Source organism: Alteromonas sp., assembly GCF_984505615.1.
The window spans coordinates 44080-61935 of record NZ_CFHOXV010000009.1; the positions used below are offsets into that span (position 1 = coordinate 44080).

Sequence of the window (17856 nt, forward strand, 5' to 3'; positions counted from 1 at the left end):
TATTTAGTGTCCTGGCGCGTTGTGCAGACAGCAATAAAAAGAAGAAGATGTTACTGACGAAAAATGACTTCGCCCGGGTGTTCAGGCTGTTTCAAAAACAGCCCGTTCAACCTCAGTATCCACCAATCGACACGAAACGGTCAACCATGAGTAAAGCGGCGATACCGGCCATATAACAATAAGGAATAGGATCGCGCACGACCTGCGATGTGTATTCTCTTGCACGACGAAAAGACTGATTCATAACCATCTCCTGCGTAACATTTTTATTATTCTTTGTTCAATTAGTGTATAGGGCGTTCCGGTCCAACCCGAAACTTACACTCAATATACAATTGATTAACACAGTGCGAAAATTAGTCTTTTGGATACAATGTATGGAGAAAATCGTTAGATAGCGTTACAGGTATCTGTGAGGAAATCGATGAATGCCCGGGATTTGTTCGACAACAGTCTGCGCGTCGGGTAAATCACCGACAGTGTTGCTGCGGTCACATCAAAGCTCACTTTAGGAAACACTTCTTTCAGCGTGCCGTCTGCCAGTTGCTTTTTACAATACTGATAGGGCACCAGCCCTGCGCCAAAGCCGCTAATCACTGCATCTCTAACTGAAAGCGGGTCATTCACCCGGAACACCTTTGAATATAAATCGATCTGACTTTTGGTTTGATCGATTCTTATCGGGAAACGACGCATGGCATAACGGGACTCTGCAATACGAACGTGAGACTGCAAGTTAACCATATCGTCATGCAGTCCCTCTGCCTGTATGTATTCCGGAGAAGCAACACAGCACAGCCGGCTGTGATAAAGCGTTTTCACTATTAAATCTGAGTCGTTCAGCGCACCAACCACCACCGCCAGATCAATTTGTTCTTTGATGATATCCAGCGCCTGATTCGTGACGACGATTTCAAGGGCGATATCAGGATACAGCGCGGCAAACTCACTTAATCGCGGCGCCATAATTTCTCTGGAGAAGGCAATAGGCATTGCTACTGTAAGGCGGCCGGAGGGATGACTCACCAGCCCCTGCATGGTGTGAGCAGCTTCATCAACCTGCTCCAGAATACGGATGCTTTCGCGGTAAAATACCTCGCCTTCCGTGGTCAATCGAACGTTTCGCGAATTACGTTCCAGCAGCCTCACGCCGAGGGCCTTTTCCAGCTGACTGATGATTTTACTGACTGAAGATTTAGGCAAATCCAATTGATTAGCTGCGGCAGAGATCCCCAGTGTTTCCGCCACCTGAACAAATACGGGTAAATGTTCAATATTCCACTTTCTTTCCACTGCCAGCACCTGCTTTTCATTGTTTCCCAATTACGAACAATGCGTTTCTTTGGAACCGATTGTTACAACATCTTAACACTAATAACATCCCCCCTACTTCGAAAGCAAGTGATTAGTTGTAGCCATGAATCTGAATCAAATAATAAATACACCACGGCTTACAGGACTCCATCTGCGGGTGCTGGGAATTTGCTTCCTGCTCAATATGTTAGACGGCATGGATGTGCTGGTTATTTCATTCGCCGCGCCGTTTATTTCCGATGCCTGGGACGTGTCACCGGGTGCGCTGGGTATTGTGTTCAGTGCCGCTTTGGTAGGCATGGCGCTGGGTGCCGTGTTCGTTTCCCCCTATTCAGACAAACTGGGCCGCAAGAAAATTATCGTCGGCAGCATTTGCACCATCACCGCAGGCATGTGGCTTACTGCCCTTTCAGGTTCGGTAACCGAACTGGCCTTCTTCCGCTTTGTGGCTGGTCTCGGCATTGGCTCAATGTTGGCCAGCCTCACCTCGATGGTGTCGGAATATGCACCGGATAAATACCGGAATCAGGCGATTCTTATCCTTCACGCCGGCTATCCCATAGGCGCAATTATCGCCGGCTTTATGGCCGCACATATTCTGCCGCAATGGGGATGGCAGCCGCTGTTTGAAGTGACCGCCCTGATATCTCTGTGTGCACTACCTCTGGCCCTGTTTTTATTACCCGAATCGCTGGATTTCTTAATTTCACGGCAACCCGCAAAGGCACTGGATAAAGTAAACCGCATTTTAGTGAGCCTGAAGCAAACCGTTGTATCCGGCCTGCCCCGTGTCGAAGCCGAAGCCACACACTCTGCCGGACTATCCGCCCTGCTCACAAGCAATTTGCGCAGTGCTACGCTGCTGCTCTGGCTGGCCTTCATGATGGCATTCGCCAGTCTTTACTTTCTGTTGAGCTGGGTTGTAAAACTTGCTGTTGATGCCGGACTTCCCGTAAAAGATGCCATGCTGGCAGGCATTTCATTAAATCTGGGCGCATTCTTTGGCTCTGTACTGCTTGGATGGCTGTCTTCAAAAATGGGGCTTATCCGGGTAATTTCAGTGTTCTTCATTTTAGGTGCCATCGCGTCTGTGGTGTATGGCACTGTCGACATGAATGTGGCCGGCGCTATTGTCGCCATCTTCATTCTGATGTTTTTTGTGCAAGGCGGTTTCACCGGTTTATATGCTGTGGCGGCCCGCCTCTATCCCACGTCGATCAGAACCACCGGTGTTGGTTGGGCAATCGGGGCCGGACGGGTTGGTGCCGTCAGTGGCCCTGCACTGGCCGGTGTGCTGATTGGAGCGGGCATTCCCGTGGGATGGATGTTCATTATCTTCAGTATCCCCTTGCTGGTCGCCACAACAACCATTCTGAAAATCAATCATCAACCTGTTAAAAAGGACTGAATCATGGCCAGAATTATCGGCGGCATCGGTGCCTCACACACACCAACCATTGGCTTCGCGAAAGACCGGCACACTAAAGCAGATGCGCAATGGACCGGCACATTTGATATTTTTGAGCCCGTCACTGCCTGGCTGGAAGAAAAGAAACCGGATGTGCTGTTTGTCATTTATAACGACCACATCACCTCTTTCTTTTTCGACCACTATTCTCCTTTTGTACTGGGTGTCGATTCAAAATATGAAACCGCTGATGAGGGAGGCGGTCCCCGCGAATATCCGCCCGTAGCCGGTCACGCTGAACTGGCCCGTCACATCGGGCACTCCATGTTTGCTGACGAATTTGATTTGTCGTTCTATCAGAACAAACCGGTGGATCATGGCATGTTCTCACCGCTGTCGATGATGACTGACCGGGGTAACGCCTGGTCCGGCTCCGTGGTCCCATTACAGGTAGGTGTACTGCAATTTCCGGTACCCACTGCCCGACGCTGTTACAACTTCGGCAAAGCCCTGCGTCGTGCCATTGAAAGTTACCCTGAAGATCTTGATGTCGCCATTGTGGCTACCGGCGGCCTGTCTCATCAGGTACACGGTGAGCGTTGTGGTTTCAACAATGAAGCCTGGGACGAGAAGTTTCTGACCTTGCTGGAACACGATCCTGAAGCACTGACCCACATTACCCATGCCCAATATGCAGAATTCGGCGGGATGGAAGGCGCGGAAGTAATCATGTGGTTAATTATGCGCGGTGCGTTATCTTCCAATGTCACGTGCGTTCATAAAACCACTCACTGCCCGTCGATGACCAATATGGCCACCATCATTTTCGAAAACCAGAGCCAGACCGGTGAGGCAGCCAATGAAGCGCACCGTGCTCACGTGGACCACCAGTTGAAAGGTGTTGACCAGATTGCCGGTACGCACCCGTTCACGCTGGAAGTATCCCACCGGGCTTACCGGATTAATGACTTCCTCCATCGCCTGATTGAACCGGCACACCGCCAGCGTTTTGTTGATGAACCACAGGCATTATTTGAAGAATTCGGCTTATCGGAGCAAGAGTGTGAACTGCTTAATCAACGGAACTGGATTGGCCTTATTCACTATGGCGTGATTTTCTTTAGTCTGGAAAAGATGGCGGCAGTACTGGGTATGACCAATCTGGATGTGTATGCGCAGATGAGCGGCAAAACTCTGGAGGCGTTTTTGGAGACCCGCAAAGTAGCAATGACCTATTCGGTATCAGGCAAAAACAAATAAAGTCGCAGTGTTTTCGTTTTTTCCGTTTTGTTTTTTCTTTTTCCTGTTTTCGTTCAAAAGGAAAGCCTATGTTTCATCGTTACAAAACCTCACTGGTCGTCGCTTGTATTACTGTTTTCAGTATCTTTCTCAGTGCCTGTGGTCAGCAAGCGGCGGACAGTAAGTCAGAAGCCAAAAGCGAATTACCCGCAGGGGATTCCAACGCATCACTGAATGTTGTTACTCCGGTGGCAAGCTGCGAAAGCCTGCTGGAGTTTGACTTAACCGGAATCGGTGGTGCAGGCAGTAAAATCACCTCAGCGGCCGAGCAAACCACCAACGGCAAAACAACCTGCGTGGTTGAAGGCACCATGGCGCCTGCAGTGGGTTTCAATGTGAAGCTGCCAAAAGCTGCCTGGACGCAGCGCTTTATGCAGCTGGGCTGCGGTGGTTTGTGCGGGATGATAAACATGAATATTGGCGCTGCCGACGGATGTACGGCGGTGGAATCTGATGAATTTGTACTTGCCAGCACCGACATGGGGCACTCGGGCATGGGTGGCGAATTCGGCCAGGACCCGCAGAAGCGTATCGATTTTGCCTATCGCGGTGTACACATTACCGCGTTGGCGTCGAAAGCTCTGATAGAAGAATACTACGGGCAGCCCGCAAAGTACGCCTACTTCAACGGCTGCTCAGACGGTGGTCGCGAAGCGCTGGTTGAAGCACAGCGTTATCCCGGTGACTTTGACGGCATCATCGCCGGTGCGCCGGCAATGAACTTTTCTGTGCAGAACAGCTTCTTCCACGGCTGGCAGGCACGCTCGAATACCGGCGCCGACGGAAACGCCATCTTACACGCGGCAGACATGCCGGTACTGTATAACGCAGCAGTAGCGGCTTGTGACGAACTGGACGGCCTCAAAGACGGTATTATTGCACAGCCTTTCCAGTGTGACTTTGATCCGCAGGTTACTCTGTGCAAAGAAGGTGACAGCGAAAACTGCCTGACGCAGGAAAAAATAGATGCCGCGAAAAAGCTGTATGAAGGCCCTAAAGACTCTTCCACCGGTAAAGCTCTGACGTTGGGTGGCCCGCAACCCGGCTCTGAACTCTCCTGGGTCGGTGTCTATGTGCCACGGGCAGGCAGTGAGCAAATCTTCAGTACCATGATTGCTGACGGTGCGATTAATAACCTGATTTATCAGCAAAATCCGTCCTCAGATTACACCCTCGAAGATTTTCAGTTCACCGAAGGCAACTTCAATAACATACGGCCACTGAACGGTTTGTACAGCGGCACAAACCCTGACATCAATGCCTTCCGTGAGCGCGGCGGTAAGCTGATCATATGGCATGGACTGCAGGACCCGCATATTTCTCCGGTAAATACGGTGACCTATTACGAAGCAGCGAAAAAAGTATCATCCGGCGGCAAGGACGTCAGCGATTTCATGCAACTCTATCTGTTCCCGGGCATGTATCACTGCGATGGCGGTCCCGGCCCGCACGATTTTGATTTACTCACCCCGATGATGGCGTGGGTAGAACAAGGCATAAAGCCTGAAGTGATTATTGCCAGTCATGACGGCACGGCAGGTAAGCAACGTCGCCGTCCTGATGATGGTAACCTCCGTAAAGGTAAACCGGCTGACCAGCCGGGCACGATGGGCTCACCGGACGGTCGTAAAGCAGAAGTTGTCGACGTCGCTTATGTGAAACGCACGCTTCCGGTCTTCCCATACCCATCCGTTGCCCGTTATAACGGTCAGGGCGACTGGCACATCGCAGAGAACTACACGCAGACAGAAGGTCCGGTAATGCCCGCTTACACTTGGGCTGGTGAGGCGTTCTTTAACGCTGGTAGTCAGTTGGACTGCACCGCTGCAGACGGCGCGCTGCATTGTGAAAAAATAAACTAATAAACTTAAAAAGCCCCTGCTTATTGCAGGGGCCCGGCCTGTTAATGCGTTAATGGTCAGAACTTATAGTCGAAAGACACACCAATCAATCGCGTGGTAATACCTGCAACCGGCAACGCTCTTACGCCACCATCTGCCGTACCCGCGTAGTCGCCGGCAAGGTAGGCGGCTGGTGCAGCTTCATCTGTCAGATTGCGGGCGAACAACGAAGCGCGCCACTGTCCGTCTATGTCGCGCACACCTAAACTTGCGCCGATATTCCAGTAGCCGTCATAAGCGAATAGCGGATCGGAAGAAGCACGGAGTATGACTTTGCTTTTGTAGGTCGCATTAGCATTCACGAAGGCTTCCATGTTTTCACCAAGCGCTTTGAAATACTCACCGGACACCGTGAACTTGTGCTTAGGCGCAAAGATTAACTGCTCACCGGTAAGGTCTGTACCGTCATCCCCAAGGTAGCCCTCCGGGTACTCCGCTTCGGCATAAATGTAGCCGGCGTTCAGTGAGATGCTGTCGGTAAGCTGACCGAACATATCAATCTCAAACCCTTTTGATTCCACTTCTTCAACATTGGTGGATACCGCCGTCAACTCAGCATCAACATAAATGGTTCGCTGAGACTGGAAGTTATCGATTTTGGTAAAGAACAGATTGGTATCAATGGCAATGTCGCCATCAAGCAGGGTCATTTTGTTACCAATCTCAAAAGAGGTGGCAATTTCCGGTTTCAAAATATTTGGCGCGACACCGGGGTTAGCACTGATTTCCACCAGTGAACCTTTAAAGCCTCGTGAAATGGAAGAATAAATCATGTTGTCGTCGCTGATCCGCCAGCGCACACCAGCGCGGCCGGATACTTCGTTGTCCGTTGTGTCACCGCTGTTATTAAATTCTCCGTCCAGCCCGCTGCGAAATTCACTCTTCTGACGGGTATAACGCAGACCACCGAATAACGTCACATCGGTATTCACATCGTATGTCACGTCAGCAAAAATGGCCTGTGAGGACACATCGATATCTTCCATGACGGCAGCAGCGCCTACCGGACACCAGTATCCGTTAGCAGCAAACGCGGCTTGTAAAAACGGTACCGGAGGTACAGCATCGATAGAGGTTGCGCACACGCTGAAGCCGGTTAGATTCAGCGGGTTACCGTATTCAGGATCCTTCAGTGCGCCGGTATCGTAAGCATAACGGGAGAAGAACACACCGGCGATGTATTGAAAATCACTGTCGGTATCAGAACTTAACCGCAGCTCCTGAGAAATCTGCTCACCGGTGGATTCCAGATTTTCACGCACTGCGGTAGGCGCGCCCACGCGGCTGGTGTAATTACGGTGTATTGTTTCAATTTTCTTTTCTTTGTAAGCCGTTACAGAGGTCAACGTATGATCAGGAATATGCCAGTTTACGATAGCTGACAGACTCATGGTTTCCCGTTTTTCCTGTGACATTTTCTCTGCACAGTACTCCCGCGCGTCAGGTTGAATGTCAGTTAAACCACACGCGGTGTAGTTCCCAATGGACGGAGCAAAGGTGGGGGCAATGGCCGGTGCAAAGAAATTCACACCATCAAAATCCTGCAGATTGTATTCGCCGATAAGATCCACCATCAAATCTTCCCGCGCTTCATTGCGGTAACGGATACGGTAGCTCTGTTCTTCTGTCACGTTGTCCTGGTCAAGCACGATATTACGCTGCAGCCCTTTTTCTTTGGTTACCCGGCCGGAAAAGCGTAGTGCAGAATAGTCTGTTACCGGCACATTCAGCGCACCGCGGATAATCGTACGGTCCACATCATCCCAGGCGTAGTCAGCACCAATTTCACCGGACACTTCCGTGTAATCCGGTGCTTTTGTCGTGACCTGAATCACACCGGCAGAAGCGGTCTGACCGAACAGAGTACCCTGCGGACCTCTTAATACTTCGACTTGCGCCAGGTCGAATAACTGAGGTGAAACCACGTTACCCTGGGGTACCTGATCAACCACGATAGCTACCGAAGCTGCAGCCGTTTCGTTAAATACGTTTGTACCAATGCCCCGCATACGGCCACCGCCGTTAGACTCGCCACCGAAAGACTGACTCACTTCCAGAGCAGGTGTAGTGCGCTGCAAATCAGTGATGCTGTAAATCTGATCCCGTTCCAGTTGTTCAGCCGTGGTAACGGTCATCGCGACCGGAACATCCTGCAGTGACTCAGAGCGCTTCTGCGCTGTCACCATGATTTTTTCAATAGCGTGTTGTTTCTCTTCCTGCTGTTCCTCCTGCGCAAAAGCTTCAGGGGTAGCAGATGACAATGCCATCGCGGTCATACAGGCAAGTTTGGTGAGAGTGAATGTGCTGTTTTCCATGTGTTTCTCTTCGTCTTTTAATTTAAACGAAAAATTAACAGCAATTTCACATTACGAAAAATAGATTATTTAGTGAGCAGCATAGATTTATCCTATACATCTTCAATTGTTTCTGATTGGCGAACAAACTGTTTCACTCTGGCCAATTGTTACACATGGTTAACGGTTTTAACATTTTAGACAAGTCTGGAGATCGCAGTTCCCGCTGCACTGACAGACAAAAACAAAAATACATAAAACCATGAGCAGGTGTAACCATGAATCCTACCCAAACGAAGAAAGCGCGCTCTCCGGGGGCGGCATTATTTTCCCGCAAAGGTCTGGCTGTGGCCGTGACCATTGCTTTACAAAGCGGACTGACAAGTCCCGGTGCGTCGGCACAAACTGATGACACACAAAGTCAGGGCAAATATAAACTGGAAACCATAGAGGTAACCGCCCGTAAAGTGACTGAGAACTTGCAGGAGGTACCTATTTCAGTGACGTCATTCAACGGCGATGCCCTTGAACGCCGCCAGATTTCCGGTACTGACGACATCGGCAAGATTACCCCTAACCTGCAATTTACTAATAATGCGCCTTTAGCAGGTAACAATAATTCTTCGGTTGTGTTTATTCGTGGCGTAGGACAAATCAGCTCAAGGGCCAATACTGACCCGGGCGTCGGGTTATACATTGACGATGTGTACATGGGGCAATCAGTCGGCGGCACCATGGAAATGCGGGATATCGAAAGTGTACAGGTACTGCGCGGCCCGCAAGGCACGCTGTTTGGTCGCAACACCATTGGTGGCGCGGTTATCATCAATACGCAGCAACCCGGCGATGAATTTGGGGGCAAAGTCAAAGCCGGCATTGGCAGTGACAGCTTAATGGAACTCTCCGGTGCAGTGGATATTCCTTTAACAGATGACTTGTTCAGCCGCTTCACCCTTGGTACGAAAAAGCAGGATGGTTATGTTACCCGCGCCTACGATGGTCTGGATTTAGGTGACACTAATAACACCACTGCAACGGCTAAATTCTTATACGAACCCGCCGGTAACTTTACCGCCAAGCTAAATTTTGACTACACCGAAGCGGATGAAAACGGTTCTCCGCTGGTATTTGCCGGTTATAACAACAACAACGACGTGAATGAAACCGGCACGGCGGCCAATGCAGGCTGGTTTGCAGCAAACCAGAGTGTAGCGGCAGGTTGCAGTGACGCCTGGGTTGCACTGCCCGGTCCTCCCGGACGTCCGGTCACGACAGCGGAAGGTTCGGCGCTAGACGTTTCAGGTCTGGTGACAGTTGGCGGCGGCCCCCGTGGTTATGTGGGTGAGAATACCGATTCGGCCTGTGCGAACAATCAGTGGAACAGCGGCCCGTTTACCAGCAATGGCACTGCAGAAGTTGGCAGTGAGCTGAAAAACTGGGGCACATCTCTGCACCTTGAATATGCCATCAACAGTGACTTGCAGCTTAAATCTGTTACGGCATACCGCGACTTAGCCTGGACCGGTAAACGGGATGCTGACAACACACCATTTACTATCCTGCACACCGATTTCGACTCCTCAGGCGACCAGTTCAGCCAGGAACTGCAACTGACTTACACCGGTGATGATCTGTCGGCCATTGCCGGGGCATTTTACTACACTGAAAAAGTGACGGACACTCTGACAGTGCAGGTAGGCGACCGGGGTGACGGCTTTACCTGCGGAGAAAGCACAAACCGTTGCCACCTCGACAGCGACAACAATATCACCGATAACGAAGCCATGGCTTATTTCGCTCAGGCCACTTACGACTTCACCGACAAGCTGGCCGGTACGTTCGGTATTCGTTATACCTCAGAAACCAAAGGCTCGATTCCTGATCAGTTCGATTACGCCGACCCGGACACCAAATACCTGGAAAAGAAGCTGTATGAACATGACTTCTCGGCCACCACGGTGGCGGCGAACTTAAGCTATACGGTATCCAAAGACACCATGGTGTACACCAGCTATTCCGAAGGCTTTAAAGGCGGCGGTTGGAATTCAACCTTTAACTTCGCCCTTGAGCAGTCCGACCTGGACGCCGGACACCTGTTCGATCAGGAAGAAGTGAAAACCTATGAACTGGGCTTTAAGTCTGACATTACCAGCGAATTCCGCTTAAACGGTGCGGTTTTCAGCTCTGACTATTCCAACCTGCAATTCAGTTACCGGGTGTTCATTGCGCCGTGGTTGTTCAATGCAGGAAAGGCTTCCATTGATGGTGCCGAACTGGAGTTCACCTGGATCCCTCACGATAACTGGATTATCGAAGGCGGTTTGGGCTACCTCGATACGTCTATTGATGAAGCGGTTCAAATAGAAGTGCCCGGCCGTCCGGTAAGCGCAGGGCCCGCAGAAGGCAATCAGTTACCTTTTGCGCCTGAATTACAAGGGAATATCGGTATTGGTTACTACGGCGAAATTGACGGCTACGGTATTCAGCCCCGCATTGATATTTCCTACAGCGACCCGGTATATTTTGATGCGGCAAACACTGAAGCCATTGCGCAAAACGATGCCTATACGCTGGTTGATATTTCGGTCGTCATCGAGTCGCCGGATATGGACTGGAAAGTAGCATTGGGCATTAACAACGCCACCGATGAGATTTACCGCGTATCTGGTAACTCGTCTTTAGGTTCAGGCAGTGGCTATGCAGAAGCTGCCTACGCCAGACCAAGAATGGTATTCGCTAATGTGAGTTACGAGTTCTGATAAGCGATGAGTTATCCGCAATGATGAAGGTGCGCTGATACAAAGCGCACCTTTTTTTATCGCTGAATAGTGATTAAAGCGGCTGCGCCATCGCAATAGCAGAATCACGCATGATGCCGGCGTGTTCCATTTTGTCACCGCCCTCAATTTCGATTTCAGCAAGGCGACCTGAGTTTTCGACCACAAGGCGACAACGCTCCCACCGGCGGGTCTGGAATGCGCTTAATGCCTGAGACAATGTCGCTTTGTCATCCAGTTCTTCTGCCAAAACAATGGCATCTTCAAGTCCGATACAGGCACCGGATGCCAGGTGCGGCGTAGTCGCATGCACGGTATCACCGATTAACACTACACGGTTTGAATACCAGGGCGCACGCATCAGCATACTTTCCAGCGGACGATAGTGAATCATCGACTTCTCGTGCAGCATGCCTTTCATTTGCTGTACAACCGGGGCCGGGAAAGACTCCAGCAACGCAATAAAGCGCTCTTTGAAAGTAGCCGGTTCAATAAACTCGTTGTCCGCCCGGTTTTCGGTAATGAACATGTACATTTCGTCTTTCGACATGGGGTTCACACCCACTTTCACGCTCTTACCCATCCACATGTGAATGTTTTCAATTTCAGGAATACGGGGCAAAATTGCACGCCATACGCCCTGCCCGATGTAAGATGGCTTGGGTGCATCAGGGAACAATGTAGTTCTGACCGATGACATCAGGCCGTCTGAACCGACCACCAGGTCGTATTCACCACTGGTTCCGTCGGTAAAGGTCACTTCTACGCTGTCGCCTTTATCGTTGATGTTCTCAAAGGTAATACCTAAGCGCACATTCACATCGTATTCGCGGGTTTTGGCTGCCAAAATTTTTGCCAGTACCGGACGCATAATAGCACCTTCACAGGGTGCTTCATTGCCCACCACCGGCGGCGCCGGAATATGCGCCAGATGGGTACCGTCGGGCGCATGCACATCCAAACCGGCATGGGTAGCACCCTGCGCTTTAAATTCATCCAGTACACCGATTTGACGCAGTGCTCTTATGGTGGCGCCGCCAATACTGATCCCGGCACCGTCGGTACGCCAATTCTTATCAATCTCAACGAGATCAACCTGTATACCGCGCTTACTCATTTCAATAGCGGCAGACATACCTGAGAAGCCACCACCAATAATCAATACTTTATTTACGCATGCGCTCATTGTTCTTTTCCTCGTGATTCACAGAGTAAAACGACATCCTGTTCAGCGGTTACCGTGATGTTCAGGGGCGTTAAAAAATCGCCTCTGCACGGTCCTTTCACACACTCTCCGGTGTCGGGTGTAAATAACGCGCCATGCGCCGCACAAACGATGTAGTCACCACCGGCATCCAGATAAACATCTTTTTTCCAGGGTAAGGCGGTATCGCCATAGTGCGGACAAATATCGCTGTAGCCATACAGCTTGCTGCCACGGCGCACAATAAAAACGGTGTCCTGACCCTGAGCATCAGGCAAAAAACCCCGGGAACTATTGTCGGGTAAATCATCCAACTTACAGAGCAGAACACCTTGGTTCATGACAATCAGCCTTTCGGTGGCGGCGGGCCCATTGGTGCCCACTTTTCGCGGTACTGCAGCAGGAACACCTGCGAGTTATCCGCACCCGGCAAGGCTTCGCGGGCATCCCAGTTGTCGTCATGGAGATCCATGTCGGCATCGAATTCCATGTTGCAGCCAAACGGGCTCTTGAAGTACCAGAACCAGTTAGAACCGAAGATGTGACGGCCCGGCCCCCAGAAGCTCTGGTAACCTTTTTCCACCATACGGTTACCGGCCTGCACCACCGCAGTCGGGCCAGACATGTGGAAGGTAAAGTGCTCAATACCTTTCATGTGTGGCGGCGTGTTCAGGAAGAACAGCGTATGGTGATCGGTAGTGCCTGCAGGACGCATGAAAGGACCTACATGACTGAAGCGGTCGGTGGTGATAAAGCCCAGACGTTCGGCGTAAAACGCTTCCGCTTTTTTATAATCCGGCACGAAGTACACCACGTGAGACAGAGTGCGCGGCTCCGGCGTAAAGTCTTTCGATACACCAATTTCATTTGCCGGACGCTGTGCAGGTGCACCGGGTGCATTAATTTTCTCTGCCGGCATATCCAACGGTTTGCGCATAGTGACCTGAAATCCCAGCACAAAACCCATGTCATCCGCAGCTTCAATACTGCCGTCATCCAGACGTTTTACTTCACGGTCTTTGGACAGCTCGTCGTAAATGGCATCCACGGTTGCGGTGTCCACCACACCGTAAATGGTTTTGCGGATACTTGAACCCGTTTCCAGCGGCGCAGGCAAACTGCTGTCGTCTTTGCTGTAAATCTCAATACCCGTGCCATCAAGGGCAACGAAGCGGTGTTCAGATGCCTGCGTTAAACCGTAATCCAGCGCAAACTGTTTACAGGCTTCCACATCATCAACACCAAAAATCAATAAATCCGGTCCGATAATATTCATGATTTTATCCTTCAATCGATGTGCGGGCGTTGAACGTTTCCGCTACCCAGTCAGCAATGTAGTGACCGGCGTTAATGCTGTTGTCGAAGCTGGAGTGCTGCACACCGCCTTCACGTTCGGTGAACACTTTCAGTTCACGTTTAGGACTGTTTACCAGTTGCTCGTAGGTGCGCTCTGCCCACTTAAGCGGGATTTGTGAGTCTTTCGAACCGTGGGTGACCAGGAAAGGCACTTTGATTTTTTCTACTTCACCGTCCAGACACACGTTTTCAGCAATGGTCATGAACTCGTCGATGTCTTTTGCGCCCCATACCCAGCACACGTGATTCCAGTAGTGCGGCACAGGGAAGTCGCCTTCTTTCTCCAGGCGGCGCTTCTGAACGTCACGCCAGTCATGGTTTGCACCCCAGCACACACCCAGTGCCAGGCGCGGCTCGTTGGCCACCGCGCGCGGGCAGTAATAGCCCCCTAACGACACCCCTTCCATACCAATGCGGCTGTTATCTACTTCAGGATGCTGCTCGAGCCAGTCAACCACCGGTGAAGCCCAGTGCTCGCTGTCGAAACGGGCGTTAATGTTCTGCAGGCGTAATGCTTCGCCGGTACCCGGCTGATCCAGTACCAGAGACGACACGCCGCGGTCAGCCAGCCATTGTGGTAAGCCAACGAGGTACTTCATTTCTTTGGTGGAATCCAGGCCGTTTACCTGAATTAACAGCGGTGCCGGGCCGTCTACGTTTTTCGCTTTCACGTAAAGACCGGACAGATGCTTGCCTTCATAAGGAATTTCAACGCGCTTACAGTTCGCACCTTTCAGCGCCATACCACGTTCGAATAATTCCAGTTCGCGCTTGTAAAGCTCAAGGCGGCCCGGGGCATTGTGGGCCTGCAAACGCTCACAGGTGATAAGGTACGAAGAAGCACGCATGTATTTCTCACCGGCGGAAATCATACGGCCAGCCTGCTCGTCTTCTTCGGCCAGCACACAGAGCTTGTCTGCCATGTTTGCCCAGGTATTGCGGAACGCTTCGGTACCCTCTTTGTCTTTTTTCTTTGCGGCTTCCTGCAGCGGTGCACACATCTCTTCGATTTCACCGATACGGGCGCCCATTTCAATGGCGAGGTCGACTGACAGGTTCCACACATAGTTGGTGGGGAAATACTTAAACATGATAACTCCTCTTAAGAATTCGTCTTTTTAGGCACGAACGCAACGGCACGAACAAAGCCCGCCGATGCCTTTTTAATTTTGTAAGGGAAACAGGAAATCCAGAATCCGGACGCCGGAAGTGACTCAAGGTTTGAAAGCTTTTCCATTTGTCCGTAACCGATATCACGGCCGGCTTTATGGCCTTCCCAGATAATTGACGCATCGCCGGATTCAGCGAAGCGTTCGCGGGTATATTTGAAAGGTGCATCCCAGCTCCAGGCATCGGTGCCCACTACCCGCACGCCTTTTTCAAGGAGGTACATGGTGGCTTCGCGGCCCAGACCCACACCGGCTTCCAGATAACCCGGCTCGCCGAAAATGGCACCGGCGCGGGTATTCACCACCACGATATCCAGCGGTTGCAGTTCGTAGTTGATACGCTTCAGCTCAGCTTCGATGTCTTCTGCGGTCACCACGTAGCCGTCTTCCATGTTGCGGAAATCCAGCTTCACACCCGGGCGCATGCACCAGTCGAGAGGCAATTCATCAATACCAAAAGCGGGCTTGCCGCCGTCGGTGGTCGATGCGTAATGCCATGGTGCGTCCATGTGCGTGCCACTGTGAGTGGTGATTTGCAGGCGTTCGGCTGCCCAGGACTCGTTGCCCGGAAGTTGGTCCAGTGTGAGGCCCGGAAACATAGCCTCCATTTCCGGCCAGCCTTCCTGGTGATCCATATAATCAATCTTCGGCAGCAGCGGCGGCGGATCGGTGTGAGGGTTGTTGTCCAGCGTGACGGACAAATCTACGATGTCAAAATCATTGGGGCTGAACATATTAGCCTCCTTTTACTGTTTGATTGATTTCGCCGAACAGCGGCTGGCCCTGCTTGTCGCGGCACACCATGTGTACCGTTTCACCCTCGCTTAAGAACGGGGTTTGCGGCTTGCCGTGCCTTATCAGTTCTTTAGCGCGCAGCTCGGCAATACAAGCCTGACCGGCTTCCGGGTTTGCATTGGAAACCGTGCCGGAGCCAAATACCGTACCGGCTTTGATAGGACGGGTTGTGGCGGCGTGGGCAATGAGCTCGTGAAAGCCAAAATGCATTTCACTGCCCGAAGGACTGCCAAACCATTCGTCGTTGCGGTTGATATTGAGGGTTAAATGAATTCTGCCGTCTGCCCAGCTGTCGCCAAGCTCATCCGGCGTTACCGCGAACGGCGCAAAAGCGGTTTCACCTTTGGCCTGCACAAAACCAAATCCGGTTTTCATTTCACGGGGCGCGAGACCGCGATAGCTGATGTCATTAAGCTGCACCACCAGTTTGATGGCCTGCATAGCCTCGTCGGGTGTAGCACCCACAGGCACATCCGTGGTCAGAACACCGAACTCGCCTTCGAAATCTACGCCGTGGGCCGGGTTATACAGCGCAATGGTGTCGTTACATCCGGTGAAAGCATCGCCGGCACCCTGATAGATCAGCGGATATTTGTCGGCGTCTTCAATGGGGTCGAGATTAAATGCTTTTTGCATCAAATGGCCGTGGTTCATAAACAATGAACCATCCAGCCACTGATACGTGCGGGGTAAAGGCGCTAAGAAACAGGCACCTGCAACCGGCTCGGCCTGTTCACAGGTGCCGTTATTCAATGTGTTGCTGATGTCCTGAAGTACCGGAAGCACACTCTGCCAGTCAGCCAGACACGCGGCCATGGTGCCGGCAGAACCGTGTACACGACACATTTGCGAAGTATCTTTTGAGATAACAACCAGTTGGCCATCCGGACTACCGTTATCGATTGAGGCTAGTTTCATCGCCGCTCCACAAACCGAACAAAAATTCGATTTTTTATTGTTAAAAATATTTAAATTAATGGAGAAACAATGTTAAATGGGCGCTGACCAAACAAAAAATTGAATGTATAGATGGTTTGCATCAATTTCATAGATACCTAAACAGGCAACGAGGGCGTTATGCGGTTTGAACAGCTGGATCTGAATTTATTGGTAGCATTAGACATACTGCTGGAAGAACAAAATATCACCAGAACAGCCGACAAGCTGCACCTGTCACAGTCGGCCACCAGCAGTATTTTATCGCGGTTGCGGCATTATTTTGATGATGATTTGCTGGTGCAGATAGGTCGTAAAATGCAGCCCACACCTTACGCCCTTGAACTGCAGGAACCGGTAAGAGAAATGCTGAATATTGTGCGCGGCTCGATTACCAATAAACGTAAACTGGAGCCCGCCACCAGCCAGCGACATTTCCGCATTGTTGCGTCAGATTATATTATTCAGGTATTCCTTGCCGGTGTACTGGCGAAAGTGCAAAAGCTGGCGCCAGGCATGACCTTCGAATTTCTTTCACCTTTCACTGTTGAAGTGGAAACCATGGTAAAAAGCGGCATTGATATAGTGATTGCGCCGGAAAGTGAAACCGTCGACGGTTATCCCCACGCCTTTTTCTCCACCGACGAACTGGCCTGCATTGCCTGTAAAGACAACCCGGATACGCAAGGTGGCCTGACGCCGGAAATCTTCTCATCGCTGGGGCACGCTTCCGTGGGTTTTGGCCGGGTGAGTTTATTGAGTATTGAGCAGTGGCTGATTAACGAGCGCAATATTGAACGTAAAGTCGAGGTGATCACCAACGACTTCACCTCACTTTGCACGACGGTGGTCAGCACCGGCAGACTGGCCATTATCCCCCGCCGTTTCGCTGAACTCATGGCCACCTTCATGCCCATCGACATTTTATCCATGCCCTTTGATTTTCCCGATCTGCGGGAAGCCATGATGTGGCATCCAACCGTAGACAGCGATCCTATTCACCGCTGGCTGCGCACACTGATTTTAGAAGAAGCGGCGATGGTGAGTAGTTGATGTCGTGAGGTGATTTATCACCTCACATTTCTCATCCCACTTTCAGCAGTACCACACCAGATATGATCAAAAAGACGCCGATGTAGCGCAGCAGTGATGTAGGGTCGCCAAAAGCAAAAACGCCCACCAGAAATGTACCGGCAGCGCCTATGCCGGTCCATACGGCATACGCGGTGCCCAGAGGAATATCTCTTTGTGCCAGATAGAGTAAAAAGCCGCTGACACCCATAAATGCAATCGCCATGGCGATGCCACCCCATTTGTACTGACCGCTTTGAGATAACTTCAGGCCGAGAGGCCAGCCAATTTCGGTTAACCCTGCCAGCACCAGATAAACCCAACTCATCGTT

At 51.2% G+C, this 17856-nt stretch carries 15 protein-coding genes; 5 read left to right on the forward strand and 10 right to left on the reverse strand.

Features of this window, described 5'->3' with window-relative positions; genetic code table 11:
• Positions 1–112 precede the first annotated feature (112 nt).
• Entirely contained in the window at positions 113–244 is a 132-nt protein-coding gene (locus AC4PME_RS08035) for a hypothetical protein (protein WP_269748657.1), read from the reverse strand.
• A gap of 146 nt (positions 245–390) precedes the next feature.
• Positions 391–1323, reverse strand: coding sequence for a LysR family transcriptional regulator (locus AC4PME_RS08040; protein ID WP_491044676.1), 933 nt, complete (start codon positions 1321–1323; stop codon positions 391–393).
• A gap of 94 nt (positions 1324–1417) precedes the next feature.
• Between AC4PME_RS08040 and AC4PME_RS08045 the strand changes: the two genes are divergently transcribed.
• The 3 genes from AC4PME_RS08045 to AC4PME_RS08055 all read left to right on the forward strand — a co-directional run bounded on the left by AC4PME_RS08045 (position 1418) and on the right by AC4PME_RS08055 (position 5883).
• Positions 1418–2722, forward strand: coding sequence for an MFS transporter (locus AC4PME_RS08045; RefSeq protein ID WP_491044675.1), 1305 nt, complete (start codon positions 1418–1420; stop codon positions 2720–2722).
• Between the two features lie 3 nt (positions 2723–2725).
• Positions 2726–3982: a gallate dioxygenase gene (locus AC4PME_RS08050; RefSeq protein WP_491044674.1), complete on the forward strand. Its 1257-nt coding sequence runs from the start codon at positions 2726–2728 to the stop codon at positions 3980–3982.
• A 68-nt stretch (positions 3983–4050) separates the two neighbouring features.
• Positions 4051–5883, forward strand: a complete 1833-nt coding sequence (locus AC4PME_RS08055; protein WP_491044673.1) for a tannase/feruloyl esterase family alpha/beta hydrolase — start codon at positions 4051–4053, stop codon at positions 5881–5883.
• Positions 5884–5939: 56 nt separating this feature from the next.
• Here AC4PME_RS08055 and AC4PME_RS08060 read toward each other — a convergent pair whose 3' ends face one another.
• A complete protein-coding gene (locus AC4PME_RS08060) occupies positions 5940–8237 on the reverse strand; it encodes a TonB-dependent receptor (protein ID WP_491044672.1) in 2298 nt (765 codons plus the stop codon).
• 257 nt (positions 8238–8494) lie between these two features.
• On the opposite strand from AC4PME_RS08060, the gene AC4PME_RS08065 reads away from it, so the two are divergent.
• A complete protein-coding gene (locus tag AC4PME_RS08065) occupies positions 8495–10975 on the forward strand; it encodes a TonB-dependent receptor (protein WP_491044671.1) in 2481 nt (826 codons plus the stop codon).
• A 73-nt stretch (positions 10976–11048) separates the two neighbouring features.
• On the opposite strand, the gene AC4PME_RS08070 is transcribed toward AC4PME_RS08065, so the two are convergent.
• Genes AC4PME_RS08070 through AC4PME_RS08095 form a run of 6 tightly spaced genes read right to left on the reverse strand, consistent with a single transcriptional unit; the run spans position 11049 to position 16435 of the window.
• On the reverse strand, positions 11049–12179 hold the full coding sequence (locus AC4PME_RS08070) for an FAD-dependent oxidoreductase (protein WP_491044670.1): 1131 nt from the start codon (positions 12177–12179) through the stop codon (positions 11049–11051).
• Positions 12176–12538 carry a Rieske (2Fe-2S) protein gene (locus tag AC4PME_RS08075; protein WP_119499611.1) on the reverse strand — a complete coding sequence of 121 codons (363 nt, stop codon included), beginning with the start codon at positions 12536–12538 and terminating at the stop codon, positions 12176–12178. The genes AC4PME_RS08070 and AC4PME_RS08075 overlap by 4 nt, the downstream gene beginning before the upstream one ends.
• 5 nt (positions 12539–12543) lie before the next feature.
• On the reverse strand, positions 12544–13473 hold the full coding sequence (locus AC4PME_RS08080) for a VOC family protein (RefSeq protein ID WP_491044669.1): 930 nt from the start codon (positions 13471–13473) through the stop codon (positions 12544–12546).
• Between the two features lie 4 nt (positions 13474–13477).
• On the reverse strand, positions 13478–14644 hold the full coding sequence (locus AC4PME_RS08085) for an alpha/beta hydrolase family protein (RefSeq protein ID WP_303573374.1): 1167 nt from the start codon (positions 14642–14644) through the stop codon (positions 13478–13480).
• Positions 14645–14655: 11 nt separating this feature from the next.
• On the reverse strand, positions 14656–15456 hold the full coding sequence (locus tag AC4PME_RS08090) for a cyclase family protein (protein WP_070125966.1): 801 nt from the start codon (positions 15454–15456) through the stop codon (positions 14656–14658).
• Between the two features lies 1 nt (position 15457).
• Positions 15458–16435, reverse strand: coding sequence for a fumarylacetoacetate hydrolase family protein (locus tag AC4PME_RS08095; RefSeq protein ID WP_491044668.1), 978 nt, complete (start codon positions 16433–16435; stop codon positions 15458–15460).
• A 159-nt stretch (positions 16436–16594) separates the two neighbouring features.
• On the opposite strand from AC4PME_RS08095, the gene AC4PME_RS08100 reads away from it, so the two are divergent.
• A complete protein-coding gene (locus AC4PME_RS08100; protein WP_491044667.1) occupies positions 16595–17506 on the forward strand; it encodes a LysR substrate-binding domain-containing protein in 912 nt (303 codons plus the stop codon).
• A gap of 31 nt (positions 17507–17537) precedes the next feature.
• Here AC4PME_RS08100 and AC4PME_RS08105 read toward each other — a convergent pair whose 3' ends face one another.
• Positions 17538–17852 (reverse strand): DMT family transporter, encoded by a 315-nt coding sequence (locus AC4PME_RS08105; RefSeq protein ID WP_070125969.1) that lies wholly within the window; start codon positions 17850–17852, stop codon positions 17538–17540.
• Between the last annotated feature and the right edge of the window lie 4 nt (positions 17853–17856).